General features: G+C 63.9%; 14 protein-coding genes. 4 read left to right on the plus strand and 10 right to left on the minus strand.

Annotation, left to right across the window (positions count from 1 at the left end; all coding sequences use genetic code 11):
• Nucleotides 1–247: 247 nt before the first annotated feature.
• Complete coding sequence (locus QA640_RS34120; RefSeq protein WP_283037188.1) at nucleotides 248–2,209, plus strand: EAL domain-containing protein; 1,962 nt, start codon at nucleotides 248–250, stop codon at nucleotides 2,207–2,209.
• Nucleotides 2,210–2,593: 384 nt separating this feature from the next.
• On the opposite strand, the gene QA640_RS34125 is transcribed toward QA640_RS34120, so the two are convergent.
• Together QA640_RS34125 and QA640_RS34130 are read right to left on the minus strand one after the other, a co-directional pair.
• Nucleotides 2,594–2,848 (minus strand): DUF1127 domain-containing protein, encoded by a 255-nt coding sequence (locus QA640_RS34125; RefSeq protein WP_283037189.1) that lies wholly within the window; start codon nucleotides 2,846–2,848, stop codon nucleotides 2,594–2,596.
• Nucleotides 2,849–2,957: 109 nt separating this feature from the next.
• A complete protein-coding gene (locus QA640_RS34130; protein ID WP_283037190.1) occupies nucleotides 2,958–3,191 on the minus strand; it encodes a hypothetical protein in 234 nt (77 codons plus the stop codon).
• 760 nt (nucleotides 3,192–3,951) lie between these two features.
• On the opposite strand from QA640_RS34130, the gene QA640_RS34135 reads away from it, so the two are divergent.
• Complete coding sequence (locus QA640_RS34135; protein WP_283042969.1) at nucleotides 3,952–4,629, plus strand: hypothetical protein; 678 nt, start codon at nucleotides 3,952–3,954, stop codon at nucleotides 4,627–4,629.
• 63 nt (nucleotides 4,630–4,692) lie between these two features.
• On the opposite strand, the gene QA640_RS34140 is transcribed toward QA640_RS34135, so the two are convergent.
• The 4 genes from QA640_RS34140 to pgm all read right to left on the minus strand — a co-directional run bounded on the left by QA640_RS34140 (nucleotide 4,693) and on the right by pgm (nucleotide 9,438).
• Complete coding sequence (locus tag QA640_RS34140) at nucleotides 4,693–5,673, minus strand: PDR/VanB family oxidoreductase (protein WP_283037191.1); 981 nt, start codon at nucleotides 5,671–5,673, stop codon at nucleotides 4,693–4,695.
• Nucleotides 5,674–5,680: 7 nt separating this feature from the next.
• Nucleotides 5,681–6,433 carry a GntR family transcriptional regulator gene (locus tag QA640_RS34145; protein ID WP_283037192.1) on the minus strand — a complete coding sequence of 251 codons (753 nt, stop codon included), beginning with the start codon at nucleotides 6,431–6,433 and terminating at the stop codon, nucleotides 5,681–5,683.
• A 3-nt stretch (nucleotides 6,434–6,436) separates the two neighbouring features.
• Nucleotides 6,437–7,486 (minus strand): aromatic ring-hydroxylating dioxygenase subunit alpha, encoded by a 1,050-nt coding sequence (locus tag QA640_RS34150; RefSeq protein ID WP_283037193.1) that lies wholly within the window; start codon nucleotides 7,484–7,486, stop codon nucleotides 6,437–6,439.
• A 305-nt stretch (nucleotides 7,487–7,791) separates the two neighbouring features.
• Nucleotides 7,792–9,438 (minus strand): phosphoglucomutase (alpha-D-glucose-1,6-bisphosphate-dependent), encoded by a 1,647-nt coding sequence (gene pgm, locus QA640_RS34155; protein ID WP_283037194.1) that lies wholly within the window; start codon nucleotides 9,436–9,438, stop codon nucleotides 7,792–7,794.
• Nucleotides 9,439–9,731: 293 nt separating this feature from the next.
• On the opposite strand from pgm, the gene QA640_RS34160 reads away from it, so the two are divergent.
• Both QA640_RS34160 and QA640_RS34165 read left to right on the plus strand, forming a co-directional pair.
• Complete coding sequence (locus tag QA640_RS34160) at nucleotides 9,732–10,103, plus strand: c-type cytochrome (protein ID WP_283037195.1); 372 nt, start codon at nucleotides 9,732–9,734, stop codon at nucleotides 10,101–10,103.
• A gap of 99 nt (nucleotides 10,104–10,202) precedes the next feature.
• Complete coding sequence (locus tag QA640_RS34165; protein WP_283037196.1) at nucleotides 10,203–11,324, plus strand: alpha/beta hydrolase; 1,122 nt, start codon at nucleotides 10,203–10,205, stop codon at nucleotides 11,322–11,324.
• A 4-nt stretch (nucleotides 11,325–11,328) separates the two neighbouring features.
• Here the strand turns inward: QA640_RS34165 and QA640_RS34170 are convergent, their stop codons facing one another.
• The 4 genes from QA640_RS34170 to QA640_RS34185 form a co-directional block, all read right to left on the minus strand.
• Nucleotides 11,329–12,648, minus strand: a complete 1,320-nt coding sequence (locus QA640_RS34170) for a hypothetical protein (protein ID WP_283037197.1) — start codon at nucleotides 12,646–12,648, stop codon at nucleotides 11,329–11,331.
• 75 nt (nucleotides 12,649–12,723) lie between these two features.
• Nucleotides 12,724–12,963 (minus strand): hypothetical protein, encoded by a 240-nt coding sequence (locus QA640_RS34175; RefSeq protein WP_254097319.1) that lies wholly within the window; start codon nucleotides 12,961–12,963, stop codon nucleotides 12,724–12,726.
• Nucleotides 12,964–13,175: 212 nt separating this feature from the next.
• Complete coding sequence (locus tag QA640_RS34180) at nucleotides 13,176–13,901, minus strand: response regulator transcription factor (protein WP_283037198.1); 726 nt, start codon at nucleotides 13,899–13,901, stop codon at nucleotides 13,176–13,178.
• Nucleotides 13,902–14,155: 254 nt separating this feature from the next.
• On the minus strand, nucleotides 14,156–15,046 hold the full coding sequence (locus tag QA640_RS34185) for an aldose 1-epimerase family protein (RefSeq protein WP_283037199.1): 891 nt from the start codon (nucleotides 15,044–15,046) through the stop codon (nucleotides 14,156–14,158).
• Nucleotides 15,047–15,146: the final 100 nt, after the last annotated feature.

Raw genomic sequence — 15,146 nt, forward strand, 5'->3', positions numbered from 1 at the left:
CTTGAACGCGCGGGCATATTCCGCGCCCGCCTTGGCGATGTCGGCTGTTCCAGCGCAGGCCACCGCTGCTTCGACGCGGGAACCGGGGACGCGGCATTTGTATCGATTTGTTACCGATACCGGTGGTTCCCTATGCGCCTCGTGCCGCAGCGATGCCGGCGCGGGCGGTAATTCATAGATCGTCAAAGGTTTACAGTGAATTCTGCGGGTTGAGCCGAACTGAACGGCCCATGCTGCAGGCTGTGAAATGCGGTCCCGACTGACGTCCTATCTGACAAAGCTGTTCGCCGGCGACCTCGCCGCGTTCGGCGGACCCGCAACCGACGATGCTGTCGCCGGCCACATCCGCGCGGAGCAGATGTCTCTCGTGCTCGGCTATTCAGTCGGCATCATGCTGGCCAATGCCTGCAATGCGGCCGTGCTCGCTATCGCGCTCTGGCATTCGCCGGACTGGAAATTCGCCGTGGTCTGGGCGATTGCGGTCGCGGGCGCTGCGATCCTGTTCGGCGTGCAATCCCACAGCGCGCGCCGGATCACGAAGCCGCAATTCGTATCCCGCCGCGCCATGCACCGGCTGGTGCGCAACGCATTCATCCTCGGCTCCGCCTGGGGCATCGTTCCGGTCGCGTTCTTCGCCAACGCCTCCACCGGCGGCCAACTCATCATCACCTGCCTGTGCGCCGGAATGCTGGCCGGCGGCGCGCTCGCCTTCGCCACCATCCCGATCGCGGCCATCGCGTTCACGACTCCGCTCTTCCTCGGCATCGGGATCTGTCTCGGCAGCGGCGGCGACCCCGCCTATCTGCTGATGGCGGTCCTGGTCGTGGTCTACGGATCCGTGCTGCTGCGCGGCGTGTTCGTCAACTCCTTCACCTTCATGCGACGCATCATGCGGCAGCTCGAAGCGGAACGATCGGTCCGACAGGATCCGCTGACCCAACTGCCGAACCGCTTCGCGTTCAACGAGACACTCGATGCCGCCCTGAAGCGACTGGCCCTGTCCGGCGAGGAGTTCGCCGTGCTGCTGCTCGACCTCGATCGCTTCAAGGAGGTGAACGACAAGTTCGGCCATCCGGCCGGCGACGAATTCCTGGTCCAGGTCGCCAACCGCCTGCAACGCTGCACGCGGGCGGCCGAGCACGTCGCGCGCATCGGCGGGGACGAGTTCGCGCTGGTCATGACCAATCTCACCAGGGCTGAAGACGCCCTCGAGATCGCGGAGCGATTCGTCGCGGCCTTCGCCGAGCCGATCCTGGTCGAGGGCCGCGAGATCATCGGCGCCACCAGCGTCGGCATCGTGCTGGCGCCGCGGGACGGCGACAAGCAGCTGGACCTGCTCAAGCATGCCGACGCCGCGCTCTATCGCGCCAAGAAAGCCGGACCGGGCACGATCTGCTTCTTCGAGGCCGCCGACGACAAGTCGGCGCGCGACCGCAAGGCGCTACAATCGGATCTGGAGTGCGCCATTGCGCGAGACGAGTTGTTCCTGGTCTTTCAGCCGTTCCTCAATCTCAGGGACAACCGGATCACCGGCTTCGAGGCGCTTTTGCGCTGGAAGCATCCGGTGCGCGGACTGGTGCCGCCGAGCGAGTTCATTCCGATCGCGGAGGAAACCGGCCTCATTCACGAGATTGGCGAGTGGGTCATACGGCGCGCCTGCGCGACATTGGCGGAGTGGCCCGACCATATCAGGGTCGCGGTAAATTTCTCCGCGGCGCAATTCCACAACACCGGCATCCTTCACACGATCGTGCAGGCGCTGGCCGACGCCAACGTCGCCCCTCACCGGCTGGAGATCGAGATCACCGAATCGATGCTGCTGTCGAAATACGGTTCGGCGTCATCGATTCTGAACGCGCTGCTGCAACTCGGCGTCACGGTGGCGCTGGACGATTTCGGCACCGGGTTCTCGTCGCTGACCTATTTGCGCAAGCTGCCGTTCAGCCGCATCAAGATCGACCAATCCTTCATCAGCGACATGCTGGCGCAGCCCGACTGCGCAGCGATCGTGAAATCGGTGATCGCGCTTGCGCGGGACCTGCGGATCGGCGTGGTCGCCGAAGGCGTCGAGACGGCCGATCAGCTCGAATATCTGCGCCAGACCAACTGCGACGAAGTCCAGGGCTATCTCATCAGCCGCCCGGCCTCGGCCGATCAGGTGCTGGCTCTGCTCGACCCGAAGAAGCAAAGAGCGACTTACGCCGCGTAGAGCCTGTACCTTACCGGCGAAGCCCAATGCTCGTGCACATGTCGGGATGTCCGTACAAGACAGAATAGAGAAATAAAAGCTGGAACGGCGCCATCTTCCTCCAATGGACGGTGCGGCCTTCTTCGGGCTTAACCAGTATTCCTCATACCAATCAGGCTGAATTCGAAATGAGGACATCGGCCGCTCGAACCGACTCGGGTGAGATCTTTTTGGTTGCATGACACGGTCCTGGGACAAGGGACAAAGTCATTTTTTGCGGCGTGCTTAATTGAGCCGGGCGCACGGGTCTGTTCACGGCGGGAGGACGACAGCTGCGCGAGGTCGAGCCTTGGGAAATTGGCACGTCCGGTCGTATCCAATTTCCGTCATCCCCGGCTTCGGATATCAAACGTTTATTGGAGGATTCGATCGGACACCTCGCGGGTCGATGCCTCGGTTCGAAGCGACAAAATCGATCTCGCCGCGCGAAATGCCGATGTCCATCAGTTCCCTGTCATTAGGATCGAATAGATCGGCGCGCAGTCTTTCGCGTTTGCGCCGTTCTTGAAATGCATCCCAACATGTCTCCAGGAAGTTGACGACGCGCCGCGCAGAAGCGAGCCTTCTGTCCCACCCTGCTGCACTATAGGCCGTACTCATTGCGCAATCTCCGGATTCCCGAACGCGCGATCCCTTCGATCGACAAGCAAGCGAGCGCAAGCAGACGCCCGATCAAAACCGGCTCGCCGAAAAACATGCTCACACACAGTTACAACTTGGCGCCGAGATCGTCCTTCAGCTCTTGGAGGTGGTTCCTGCCGGCAGCTGGCTCTTCGGCTTCTGCCTCCACGAAACCGTATCTTCTGCCCTCCGCGATGCCCTGTGCAATCATCCTTACAATAATGTCAGCTTCGTCGCTTGAGAGCCGCTTAGGCGTCCATGAACTCAGGATTTGACGAGCGCGCCGTAATTCCCTTTCACTAATGGGCAGCTTGATTGGCATTTTCGCAATTCTCCAACCGCGCCTTGAGCTAGTCTACCATAGCCCAGGTGACTTGAGGCATGCATTTCGACGCGCCGAAACAGTAGTGTTGCCTAGGCTAACTGCATGCCGAGTGCGAAACTCACTGACTGGCAAGCAGTCACGACTCAAAAAGTCGCTACCGCAAGCATCGTTGGCTCTCACTGTCAGGACAGATACGTTCTCTCCCGCTGAGGCTCTCCCCATTTTCTCACTCACCGACTTTTCTGATCCGCTTGTGGCCCTTCGCGTCGAAGCGTACATCTCGCTTCGGCGGCGGCCTCACTCACGGGTCTCTGACTTGGACGCGCGGGCAGCGGGCAACTTGAATCGCGCGAGGTGGATTAATCACCTGATCACGCGCGACTGCATAATGGCGAAGCGACTGCCTTCAACAGCATGCTGGCTGCTCACAGACATCATCGCAGGGTGCAACTTACCACCGAACGAGCGGTACCGGCGCTCGCGCCCTCGCAAATTCGGTCAATACAGTTGTCGGGGTCAGGACTCCCAACAGCCCACAATATTGCGATGTCCACGCTTGAGCCTGCGTGTTAAGCTCGCAAGTACTTTGAGAGGCCCGTTATGATGCAGGGCCAACAGATATTGAAAGCAATTGTGTGATCATTGGTACGCGCCTCGCGCAAGGGAGGTTGCTGTGGAGCAAATTTTTCATCGTGAAGTCGATTGCCACCCGCTACAACGTTGTCTAACACGAGCATATCATCGTTGCCGTCATCTCCTGAGCGTGGCGCTCTGCGCGGCTTGCATATTCCAATTCGCGAGTGAAGCCAGAGCTCAATGCACCGCACGAGATGTATTGCAGAACCAGCTGAAGCTGAGGAAAGCTCCCTCGGTGCGTGTGCCGGAAGTTCTGGTCAGTTCAGCCGCCAATGTCCCGGCGTGGAAGACGATTACGCTCGGGACTTTTGCAAATTCATTCGCCCTTCGTAACGCTTTGGATGCGAGCGGGTGCAACGTCGGAGGGCTGGCTGCGGAAATTCTTGCACGACCGGCCTTCGTCGTCAGTTCGACAAAAAAGAACGTTGAGCTCGTTACCGTATCGGCGGCCGAACTCGGCTTTACGACAGATAGCGTGACTTTGGCTGCAATTTACGCGCGCGCTAAGCAGCTGGGCTTTAGGCTTGCGGCCCCAGAGACCGGCCCACAATTGAGGCTTCAATATCTTGACCAGCCCATGGGAGAATTTCTGATCATTGGAATGGAGCCGATCAAGACGTGGGGCGGCGAGCAGGTCATCCTGAACGTAGCCAATGGCGGCGCCGGACTCATCCTGATTGGCCAGGACGGCAAGGCTGACGCAGAAATATCCGTGACCTCCCGCGTCGTATTCGCGCGGTCGGATGAAGCCGTGCCCGCTGACCAGCTTGAGAAAGCAGCAGCATTCCTGCCCCCCTAATTTCAAGGCGTTGCCAACGGCAAAACGCACGCGACGTATTCATGAGGACGCGCCCTGGTTTGGTCAGATCGCGTCCGCCCGGTGCAGCGTGTCCACCGTAATGGTGCCCCGCGCGCGGGAGACGCAGGCGCAGATCTTCTGGTTCTCCTGCTTCTGATGGTCGCTGAAGAAGACGTCGCGATGGTCGATCTCGCCCTCGATATCGACGACGTCGATCGCGCACAGACCGCATTCGCCGCGCTTGCAGTCGTACATCACCTCGTGGCCGGCGGCGTTGAGCACGTCCAGCATGGAGCGTTCGCGCGGGATTTCGAACTCGACGTCCGAGCCCTTCAGGCGCACGCGAAACGCTTCCGTCGGCAGCGAGCCGCTGGAGCCGAAGGTCTCGTAGCGCAGATCGGAGAGCGGACGCCCCGCATCCAGCCAGGCATGGCGCGCGGCGTCCAGCATGCGCATGGGGCCGCAGAACAGCGCCAGCGCCTCCGGCGGCAATGAGGCGAACAGCGCGTCGAGGTCGAGCCGCCCTCCCTCGTCGCTGGCGTGGACGACCAAACGATCACCCAACAACTCGGCGAGATGATCGAGATAGGCGGCGTCGTGGCGCGAGCGCACCGCATAATGCAGCGTCACACCGGCGTCGCGCCGGACCAGCGCCTGCGCGGCCCCGACGATCGGCGTGATGCCGATACCGCCGGCGACCAGGCAATAATGCTTGCGGCTCCAGTCGAGCGACAACAGCGACGAGGGCAACGTGACGTCGAGCCGCGCGCCGGGCTGGAGCGACCACATGTAGCGTGAGCCGCCGCGGGAATCCTCGGCGCGGCGCACCGCGATCCGGAAACCACGGGGATCAGCCTCGCCGACCAGCGAATACGACCGCGTCTCCGGCTGGCCGTTGATGCTCACGGTGACGTTGATGTGGCTGCCGACAGGATAGGCGGCGCCGTCGAATTGATCCGGCAGAATCAGGAATTCGCGAATGCTCGGCGAAAGATCGCGCGTCTCGACCAGCGTCGCCGGAGTCCAGGTTTCGATGAATCGCATGACTGCCCTATTCGGTTGCGGACTTGACGAGCGCGAGCGCCGGCAGCAGGTCCAGATTCGTCCGGTTGCGCAGCGCAAGCCGCAAATTGCGCACGGCGAGCCGCGCATGCTCACGCATGATGGCTTCGGCGCGCCCGCCTTCCCGGTTCTCGATCGCGTCGATCACGACGCGATGATGCTCCTGCCCGATGATCAGAATCTGCTGCGCCTCGGGCAGCGCCGATTGCGCCATCACGAAGCCGCTGGGCGAAGCGAACGGCAGCGCGGAAGCGCGGTCGATCTGCCGGATCAGGGGCGGGCTGCGCGACAATTCCGTAAGCAGCGCATGGAAGCGCGCATTGAGCGCGACATAGGACGAGAAAGCATCGACCGAGATCGGGATCTGGCGCAGGAGCTCGTCGATCGCCGCATGGCACTCCTTCAAGGGCTCGAGCTCGCGCGCGGAAACGCCGCGCTCGGCGGCGAAGCGTGCGGCGAGTCCCTCCAGCGTGCCGCGCAGCTCGATGGAATCGAGGATGTCGCGCTCGGAGAAGGCCTTCACCATGAAGCCGCCGGAGGGGATCGCCTCCAGCAGGCCCTCTTCCTCCAGCCGCACCAGCGCCATGCGCACCGGCGTGCGCGAGGCGCCGGTGGTCTCGACCGCCTGGAGCTCGGAGATGCGCTCGCCGGGACGCAAGGCCCCGGACAGGATCTGGTCGCGCAGCGCGAGCTGCGCCTTCACGGTCTGCGAGACGGAGCGATCGACCTCGCGCTCGGCCATGACCTACTCCGCGGCCTGGAGATGTTGCGGCTGGGTCTCCTTCGCGACCATCTTGTCGATCAGCCGCCGCGACCGCATCGCCCCGGCATCGATGTTGAGGTTGTAGAAGACGCGATCGGGGTTCTCGTCCATCGCGCGCTGCTGCGCTTCGAGGATCACCTCGTCCTCGCGGAAGATACCGGAGACGCCCTCGCGGATCTCGGTCGTGATGCGCTGGTCGCCAAGGCGATAATTGCGCGCGAAGGCCCAGAAGTAGTGGCAGGTCTTCTCGGTCTCGGGCGTGATGGTGTTGAGCACGAAGCCGTTGACGCCCTGCGAGCGGTCGCCTTCCGGCGCGCCGGTGCCGGCCGGCGCCACGCCGACGTCGATGGCGACGGTGCACGGGGCTTCAAAGCGGATGATCTGCCAGCGGTCGACGAGGCCGGGCTTGCCGAGTTGCTTGGCCCAGAACGGCGGCGGCTCGATATCCCGCATCCAGCGCGTCACCGTAACGGTCTTCTCGCCATGGGTGACATCGAACGGCGCCTCGGCGACCGCCTCGTTGCCGATCGAGGAGCCATGCACGAAGGTCTCGTGCGTGAGATCCATGAGATTGTCGACCACCAGGCGATAGTCACACTTCACGTGAATGGTCTTGCCGTCGCCGGCCCAGGCCGGATCGTCGTTCCAGTGCATGTCCGGCACCAGCGCGGGATCGGCCAGCGCGGGATCGCCCATCCACAGCCAGATGAAGCGGTGGCGCTCGACGGCGGGATAGGCACGGACGCAGGCTGACGGGTTGATGGTCTCCTGCGAGGGCATGAAGGTGCAGCGGCCCTGCGGATTGAATTTCAGGCCGTGATAGCCGCAGACGACGGTGTCGCCTTCCAGCCGGCCCTTGGAGAGCGGCACCAGGCGGTGCCAGCAGGCGTCTTCCAGCGCCGTCACGCCGCCATCGGCTTTCCGGTACATCACCACATGCTTGCCGCAGATCGTCCGCGGCAGCAGCGCCTGCTTGACCTCGGCGTCCCAGGCGGCAGCGTACCAGGCATTCATGGGGAAGGGTTTTGTCACAGGTCTCTCTCCCAAGGCTTGTATGAATACGTTCTGTATACATTATCAGGCGTGAGCGGGAAAATATAAGTAACAAAATACCTCTTATCTAAGAATTGTATACACTAGACGTCGAGCTTGGCAGTTGTCGTAAATCCGTCCAGCCTTTCCCAGCATCGCCAAAAAAAAGCGATGTCCTGGAAGGCAGGACCGCCCCTCCTTTGCATGGGGTTGTTTTTCGATTTTTGCAGAAGCGCGCCGGAGCGCACCTCCCGCCTGGAGAGAGGCGCACTTCTGTCGCCGATGATACGAAGCTGCTCGCCGAGCTAGGCCCCAAACGCCTTCGTCAATCCCGCTTGGGCCTCCTGCTGGATGCGGTGCAGGTGATCGGTGCTGCGGAAGCTCTCGGCGTAGATCTTGTATACATCCTCGGTGCCGGAGGGCCGTGCGGCGAACCAGCCGAAATCGGTTTCGACCTTGATGCCGCCGAAGGGCTGGCCGTTGCCGGGGGCCTTGCTGAGGGTGGCGCGGACGGGGTCGCCGGCGAGGTCCTTCAGCCCGAGCTGCTCGGGGGTCACCGACTTCAGCACGCTCTTCTGGGCCGCGGTCGCCGCGACGTCGATCCGCTCATAATGGGGCACGCCGAGCTCGGCGGTGAGGTCGGCAAAGAGCTGGCTCGGGTCGCGGCCGGTCTTCGCCAGGATTTCGGCCCCGAGCAGGCCGAGGATGATGCCGTCCTTGTCGGTGGTCCACACCGTACCGTCGCGCTTGAGGAACGAGGCCCCTGCGCTCTCCTCACCTCCGAAGCCGAACGAGCCGGTGACGAGGCCATCGACGAACCATTTGAAGCCGACCGGCGTCTCGACCAGCTTGCGGCCAAGCTTCTTGGCGACACGATCGATGACCGAGCTCGAGACCACGGTCTTGCCGATCGCAGCGTCCCCGCCCCAGTGCGGCCGGTTCGCGAACAGGTAGGCGATCGCGGTCGCAAGATAATGGTTGGGGTTCATCAATCCGCCGGTCGGCGTCACGATGCCGTGGCGGTCCGCATCGGTGTCGTTGGCAAAGGCGACGTCAAAGCGGTCCTTCATCCGGATCAGGCTCGCCATGGCGTAGGGCGAGGAGCAGTCCATCCTGATCTTGCCGTCCCAATCTACCGTCATGAAGCGGAAGGTCGGGTCGATCGCCTCGTTCACGACCGTCGCCGTCAGGCCGTAGCGCTCGATGATCGGGTGCCAATAATGCACGGCCGCGCCGCCGAGCGGATCTATGCCGATGTTGACGCCGGCTGATCTGACGAGCTCGAGATCGACGACATTGCCGAGATCGGCGACGTAAGGCGTGACGAAATCGAACGCGTGGACGGACGAGGATTTGCGTGCCTTCGCGTAGTCCATGCGCGCAACGCCCTTGAGGCCATCGGCGAGCAAGGCATTGGCGCGCTTCTCGACTACGCCAGTGACGTCTGTGTCAGCGGGACCGCCATGCGGCGGATTGTATTTGTAGCCGCCGTCCTCCGGCGGATTATGCGACGGCGTGATGACGACGCCGTCGGCAAGACCGCTCGTCCGCCCCTTGTTATAGGACAGGATCGCATGCGAGACCGCCGGGGTCGGCGTGTAGCCTCCAGCCCGATCGACCATGATGTCAACGCCGTTGGCGGCGAACACTTCGACGGCGCTGACGAGCGCAGGCTCGGCGAGTGCGTGGGTGTCGATGCCGATGAACAGCGGACCGGTCAGCCCCTTCTCGCGCCGGTAGTCGCAGATCGCCTGCGTCGTCGCGAGGATATGACCCTCGTTGAACGAATTCTTCAGTGAGGTGCCGCGGTGCCCCGACGTTCCGAATGCCACCCGCTGCGCCGGGTCGGCCGGATCAGGCCTGTTGGCGAAATAGGCCGTGACAAGCCTTGGAACATTGGCAAGCGCGCTCGGCGCAACCGGCTTACCCGCCGCGGGATCGACTTCTGCCACTGCAACTCCTCGCAATTTTCAAACGACTGCGTCACCATACCATCGGGCAAGCCATCGCCAAGCCGATTGCCGGACCGGCCAGAGCCACACACCAGCCGACGACCAACCGACAACGCCCATCCACCGCGGGACGATCCATCGCCAGGGGTCAATGGGCGATCTCGTACTTTGGTGCCGGATGTCGATTGATGCAGGACAAAGACGCTGCCGCGCCGCATCGGCAGGCTGCTTCCTGTTGAAGTGCCGGGAGTTGCGGGAGTTTCCCGGCGGATCCCAAGGGGAGCAGATTCGAGATGATTGGACGTCAGATTTTTGCCCTCATGCTGGCGAGCGTCGCGTCGTCAGCTCTCGCCGCGGAGGTCGATCCGACCGCCGGGAAGGTTGTTTTCGAACGAACCTGTGCAAACTGCCACGCGGTCGTGATCGGGGTGAACAAGGTTGGCCCAAGTCTTTGGAATGTCGTCGGCCGCAAGCCCGCAGCTGTCCCCGATTTCGCCTATTCGGAGGCGATGAAGGCCAACAAGGAGGCCTGGACACCGACCGCCCTGGACACCTACCTCGCTGACCCCCGTGGCGATGTCCACGGCGTCAAGATGTTCTTCAAGGGGCTGCCGGACCCAGGCGATCGCGGCAACGTCATCGCCTATCTGGCGACGCTGAAGTGAGCGATTGAGACCGGCGGCTGGCAAATCCGGTGAACGCCGGTTCGCCGGATCGTGCGGCTCTGCTATGGTCTCGTGCGGTCACGGAGCATCATCCCGCCCATGGACCTCGCGCGCCGGCTCGTGCCCGTGCTCTGTTTGCTCGCAATCGCAGGCGTAGCAGCTCACGCGAATGCTGCCAAGTTCTACACCGAGGATCTCCGCATCCCGATGGCGGCGGCAGGACCGCAGGGGCTCGAGGCCTTCCTGGTGCGGCCCGCCGCGTCCAAGCGCTATCCGCTTGCCCTGCTGAGCCATGGCACGCCGCGGCACTTCGACGACCGGACGACCATGTCGGCGCACAAATATTATGCCATTGCGCTGGAATTCGCCCGGCGCGGATTTGCCGCGCTGATCGTGCTACGGCGCGGCTATGGCACCTCGCCGGGCGACCGGGTCGACAGCCTCGGCCCCTGCGCCCGTGCCGCCTATCTGCCGGCCACCGCCGTTGCGGTCGCCGACCTGCGCGCGGCGATCGATGCGATGGCGCGACGGAACGACGTCACGACAGCCGGCATGATCGCCGTCGGCCATTCCGCGGGCGGCCTTGCCACCGTGGCACTGACTGCGCAGGCCCCGCCCGGGCTCGTCGCCGCGATCAACTTTGCCGGCGGCCGCGGCTCCTCCAGCGACAATTTCGTCTGCAATCCGGATGACCTCGTGCAGGCCTTCGCGACCTTCGGCAAGACTTCGCGCGTGCCGATGCTGTGGGTCTATGCCGCAAACGACCAGTTCTTCGCACCTGCGATGGCGCATCGATTCTATGAGGCGTTTCGCAGCAGTGGCGGCAATGCCAATTTCATTGATGCGCCCGCCTTTGGCGATGACGGCCACTATCTCTATTCAACCGTGACGCGCCCGCTCTGGACGCCGCCGGTCGACGCATTTTTGCGCGAGCGCGGGCTGGGCAGCCGCGAGACGGTGAGCCTGCCGGATCCGCTGCCGGTGCCAGGGCAGCTCTCAGGCTCGGGCAAGGACGAGTTTTCGCGCTATCTCGCCAGCTTCAATCCGCACAAGGCGTTCGCGGTCGCGTCCAAAGGCGCCTTCGGCTGGCGTTCCGGCCGCGCCACGACCGACGCCGCGCAGCGCGACGCGCTCGCGGCCTGCGGCAAATGGGCGGCCGATTGCAGTCTCTATGCCGTCGACGACAACCTCGCCGGCGGCCAGGCCGCATCCGCGCGCTGACGCTTCAGCGTCCGCCGACGAGCACACCAAGCCGCGCCAGGAATTCGGCTGCCTGGGCGCAGAGCGTCGTGTTGGCCATGCCGTGGGTGACGGCGAGGCGAAGCAGATCAGCCATCTCGGCGGCCTCGCTCCTGCGGCTCGCCTGCATCAGCGCGACTTCGAGCAGGAAGGGGACAAGTGCGGCCTGCTCGTCCGCCGCCAAGTCCTCGAACAGCTGCTCCCAATGCGCGCCGGCCTTTGGAATGCGCGCGTAGAGATCTGCCGCGAGCGTGCTCGGATAGCACCGGCCGGCGATCGCGAACGGCGAGGTCATGCCGGCCTTGAGCGCAACCGCGCACAGCATGCCCATGACATAGGCCGTGTGATAGGACGTCGCGAGCGCGCATTTTGTCTTGTCGTGACCGCTCAGGCGCAGCAGCTGGCTCGCCGCCGACCGTCCCGCCGGCAGGAAACCGACCTTGTCCTCGAGCGAGGCCACGACGCGGAAGCCGAACGCTGCGGCAGGGCTCCAGGCGGACGAGAGCAGCGGCCAAGCCATCAGCGCTTCGGCCGCAAGGTCATAGTCCTCGACCACCAGCGCGCGAGCGAGCACGGCCGCCGATTCATCGAGGAACTCCTCCTTCGGGCGCGGCAGCCTGACCTGCCAGTTGCCGAAATCGGTGAAATACATCACCGCATGGGTGTGCGCATAGGCATCCTCGCGCGTGCCGTTGAGCAGATCGATCGCGTTGCCGAGCGCGGTCTTGCGCGCGACTTGCGCGAAGTCGGGTCCGGGCGGATCGTCGAGCCAAAGCGCCAGCAGCCAGCCGATCTCGAGCTCGCGATAGGGCACCACCTCATGGCCCGGCCGCGCCGACGCCGACCAGCTTTGCGCGAGCAGCGTGTCGAAGGCGTCGTCGGGATGACCGAACGTGCTCAGGATGATGTGCGGGGTCGCGAGCTGGAGGCAGACCGACGGATAGCGCGCGACATCCCAGCGCATCTGCTGAGAGCGCGCGCAGGGCAGGAGTTCGCCAAGCAGCGCGTCGATCGCGTGGCGAATGCCGGCATCTGAGGCATGCCGGCCTGCGATGTGAAGCAGCATGGCCGTTTCCGCGAGCGGCTTCTCTGCGGCGAAGTTGCCCTCCGGCAGATCCGAGCCGTCAAACCCGTGCTCGCCGAGGAACTGAACCGTGCGCGCGGCAATCCGCATCGCTAGACGCAGACGTCGCCGCAGGTCTTGGCGAAAGTCCTCACGAAAGTCCTGGCGAAAGTCCGGATCCGGCGTGAGCCCGCCGTCGCGTTTGTGATCTAGCGCGACCTTGCCTTGCTGTGGATGCTGCATACCGCCTCCCGATGGGTGGCCGCGGAGCTGTCGCGCCACGGCGGACCAAAGCCGCGCTAGGGGATCAGGCTCGCGTCAGCGGCCGGTGACTTCGTTGCGGAGGACGGCCGGATCGATCTCTTCGGTCACCTCCACCTGGGGCGGTATGCAATAGCGGATGACGCGGTGACCGATGACGAAACCAAATTCGCCGTCGCGGCCGCTGGCAAGGCTCGCGCCGTTCTCGGCGACGAACTTTCCGAACGCGGCGAAGTCGAACGCTCGCGATGCCAGGAATTTGCGGACGATATCTTCCTTGTCTGCAGCGTGGCTCAATGTTGCCTCCATGGGCTGGTGTGGATCGATGCCGCGGCAAAGCCTGCCGCCATCGACGCGGCAAACACTGGCCCGATCTGCCGCCCCGGTAGTGTGAACTACCACACATTTCAAGAACTGTTGAGCACAACCGCAACGCGGGTTCCATCATCGTGTGCGGGCGCACGCGAGCGGTCAACGGACGGGCTAGTCTAGCAGGCGCCGCGTCTTGCCTAGAGTCGCTCGGTGATCGCGAGCTTGTAGCCGACGCCGGTGACGGTTGCGATCACGGGCGTTCCGCTGCCAATCAACTTGCGGCGCAGCCGCGCCACCAGCGCATCGACCGTGCGCACATCGACCTCGGTCTGGCGGTTGCTGACGACCTCGATGAGGTAGTCGCGGCTGAGCGGCCGGCCGTCAGCGCCGACGAGGGCGGCGAGCAGATCGAACTCGGCGCGGGTGAGCGGGACCGGCTTGCTGTCGCCGTCCATCAGCTCCCGGCGCATCAGATCGATGATCCAGTCGCCGAATGCGATCGAGTTGTGGCAGCGCGCCGCCTTGCGATCGATCGAGCGCCGCCGCAGCACGCTGCGCGCACGCGCAAGCAGGTCGCGCAGGTTGATAGGCTTGGTCACGTAATGATCGCCGGCGACCTCGAGCCCGAGGATGCGGTCGGCGTCGGTGTCGCGGCGCGTGACGAAGATGATGCCGGCATTGCTGAGCGCCTGGATTTCCTTGGCCAGTTCGAAGCCGTCACCGTCGGGCAGCTGGACGTCGAGGAAGACAAGATCGGTGCGGACGCGTAGCGCCTGGCGGCATTCCGCGCAGGAGCCGGCACCGACCACGTTGAAATTGTTCTTGCTGAAATAGCCAACCAGCATGGCGCGGGTCACCGCCTCGTCCTCGACGACGACGATGCGATCCGGGCGATGCAAGTCCTGGGATACGGAGCCGGCCATGGCGTCAGCCTTTCCCTGCACGTTCGACGTCATCAAAACGGTGCAAGCAGGAGCCAGCCGTGCAGATGGGCTCGCAACGCAATGCGTCGCGATGTGAACCTTCATTCACAAAGCATTTGAAAGCCCCAGCGAACATGGCGCGATAGTACGCGCCTCGGCGTGCGCAAACAATATCAGCGGTGAGAGAACACCGCACGGCGAATGCCTAGCGCAAGTGCGAAGCGAGCCGCGCGGCGGATCCGGCCTCTCTCGAACTACTTGATCCCGACCCTGATCCGGAACGACAGCGTCTCCTCCGCGCCGGGCGCGATATGCATCAGCCCTGGCTTCTCATCGAACGCACCGTCGAAGTCCGCAGGGCTCGCATAGCCGCGCCATGGCTCGATGCAGAGAAACGGCGCGCCCGTTGGCTTGGACCAGACGCCGAGCTCGCGGAAGCCGCTCCAGGACATCTCCACCCAAGGAGCCGGAGATGCTCCCTGCCCGGCCGCGTAGCGGACCGAGGTGCCGTTGAGGCGATCGAAGATCACCGCGTCCGCGGCGAACAAGGATTCGGACAGGCCGAGCACCCTCTCGCGGACCGGGCTCGGCTCTGTCGCCTCACGCAGCAGTCCACCTTCGAGCCGGCGGACGGGATGCGGCTCGTCCTGCGCGAAGGCGAGCACATAGCGCTCCTTCGGCATATCAGGTTCGAGCGGCCAGTTGAACGCCGGATGGCCGCCGAGCGAGGCCGGCAAGATGTCCTCGCCTGTATTGGTGATCGTGAAGCCGAATTCGAGTCCCGCGCCGTCGAGCGTGCAGGTCACGGTCAGCCGGAAGGCGAAGGGATAGAGCGCGCGCGTCGCCGCGTCGTCGGTGAGTTCGAGTACACAACGCGACGAGGATCGCTCGAGCCATGTGAAGCGCCGGTCGCGCGCAAAGCCATGCTGGGTCAGCCGATAGGCCTTGCCGCCATAGTGCAGCTCATCGTTCTTGAGCCGGCCGACGATCGGAAACAGAAGCGGCGCATGGCGGGGCCATTCCGCACCCGCCTGCCAGATGAATTCGAGGCCTGTCTCATGCTTCAGGGAGCACAGCTCGGCCCCTTGCGCCTTGATGGTCGCGCTCAGCGCTCCGCTTCGAACCACGTGAATGTCTTCGTTCATGTCTCTTATCCCCGAGAAGCTCTCGGTCCAATACTAGCGTGAACTTGCGTGGCGGCGCCATGGCAAGGCACACCGCGCGCACGGACCGTCCGTACAAAAT

This window comes from Bradyrhizobium sp. CB82 (assembly GCF_029714405.1).
Lineage (GTDB): Bacteria > Pseudomonadota > Alphaproteobacteria > Rhizobiales > Xanthobacteraceae > Bradyrhizobium.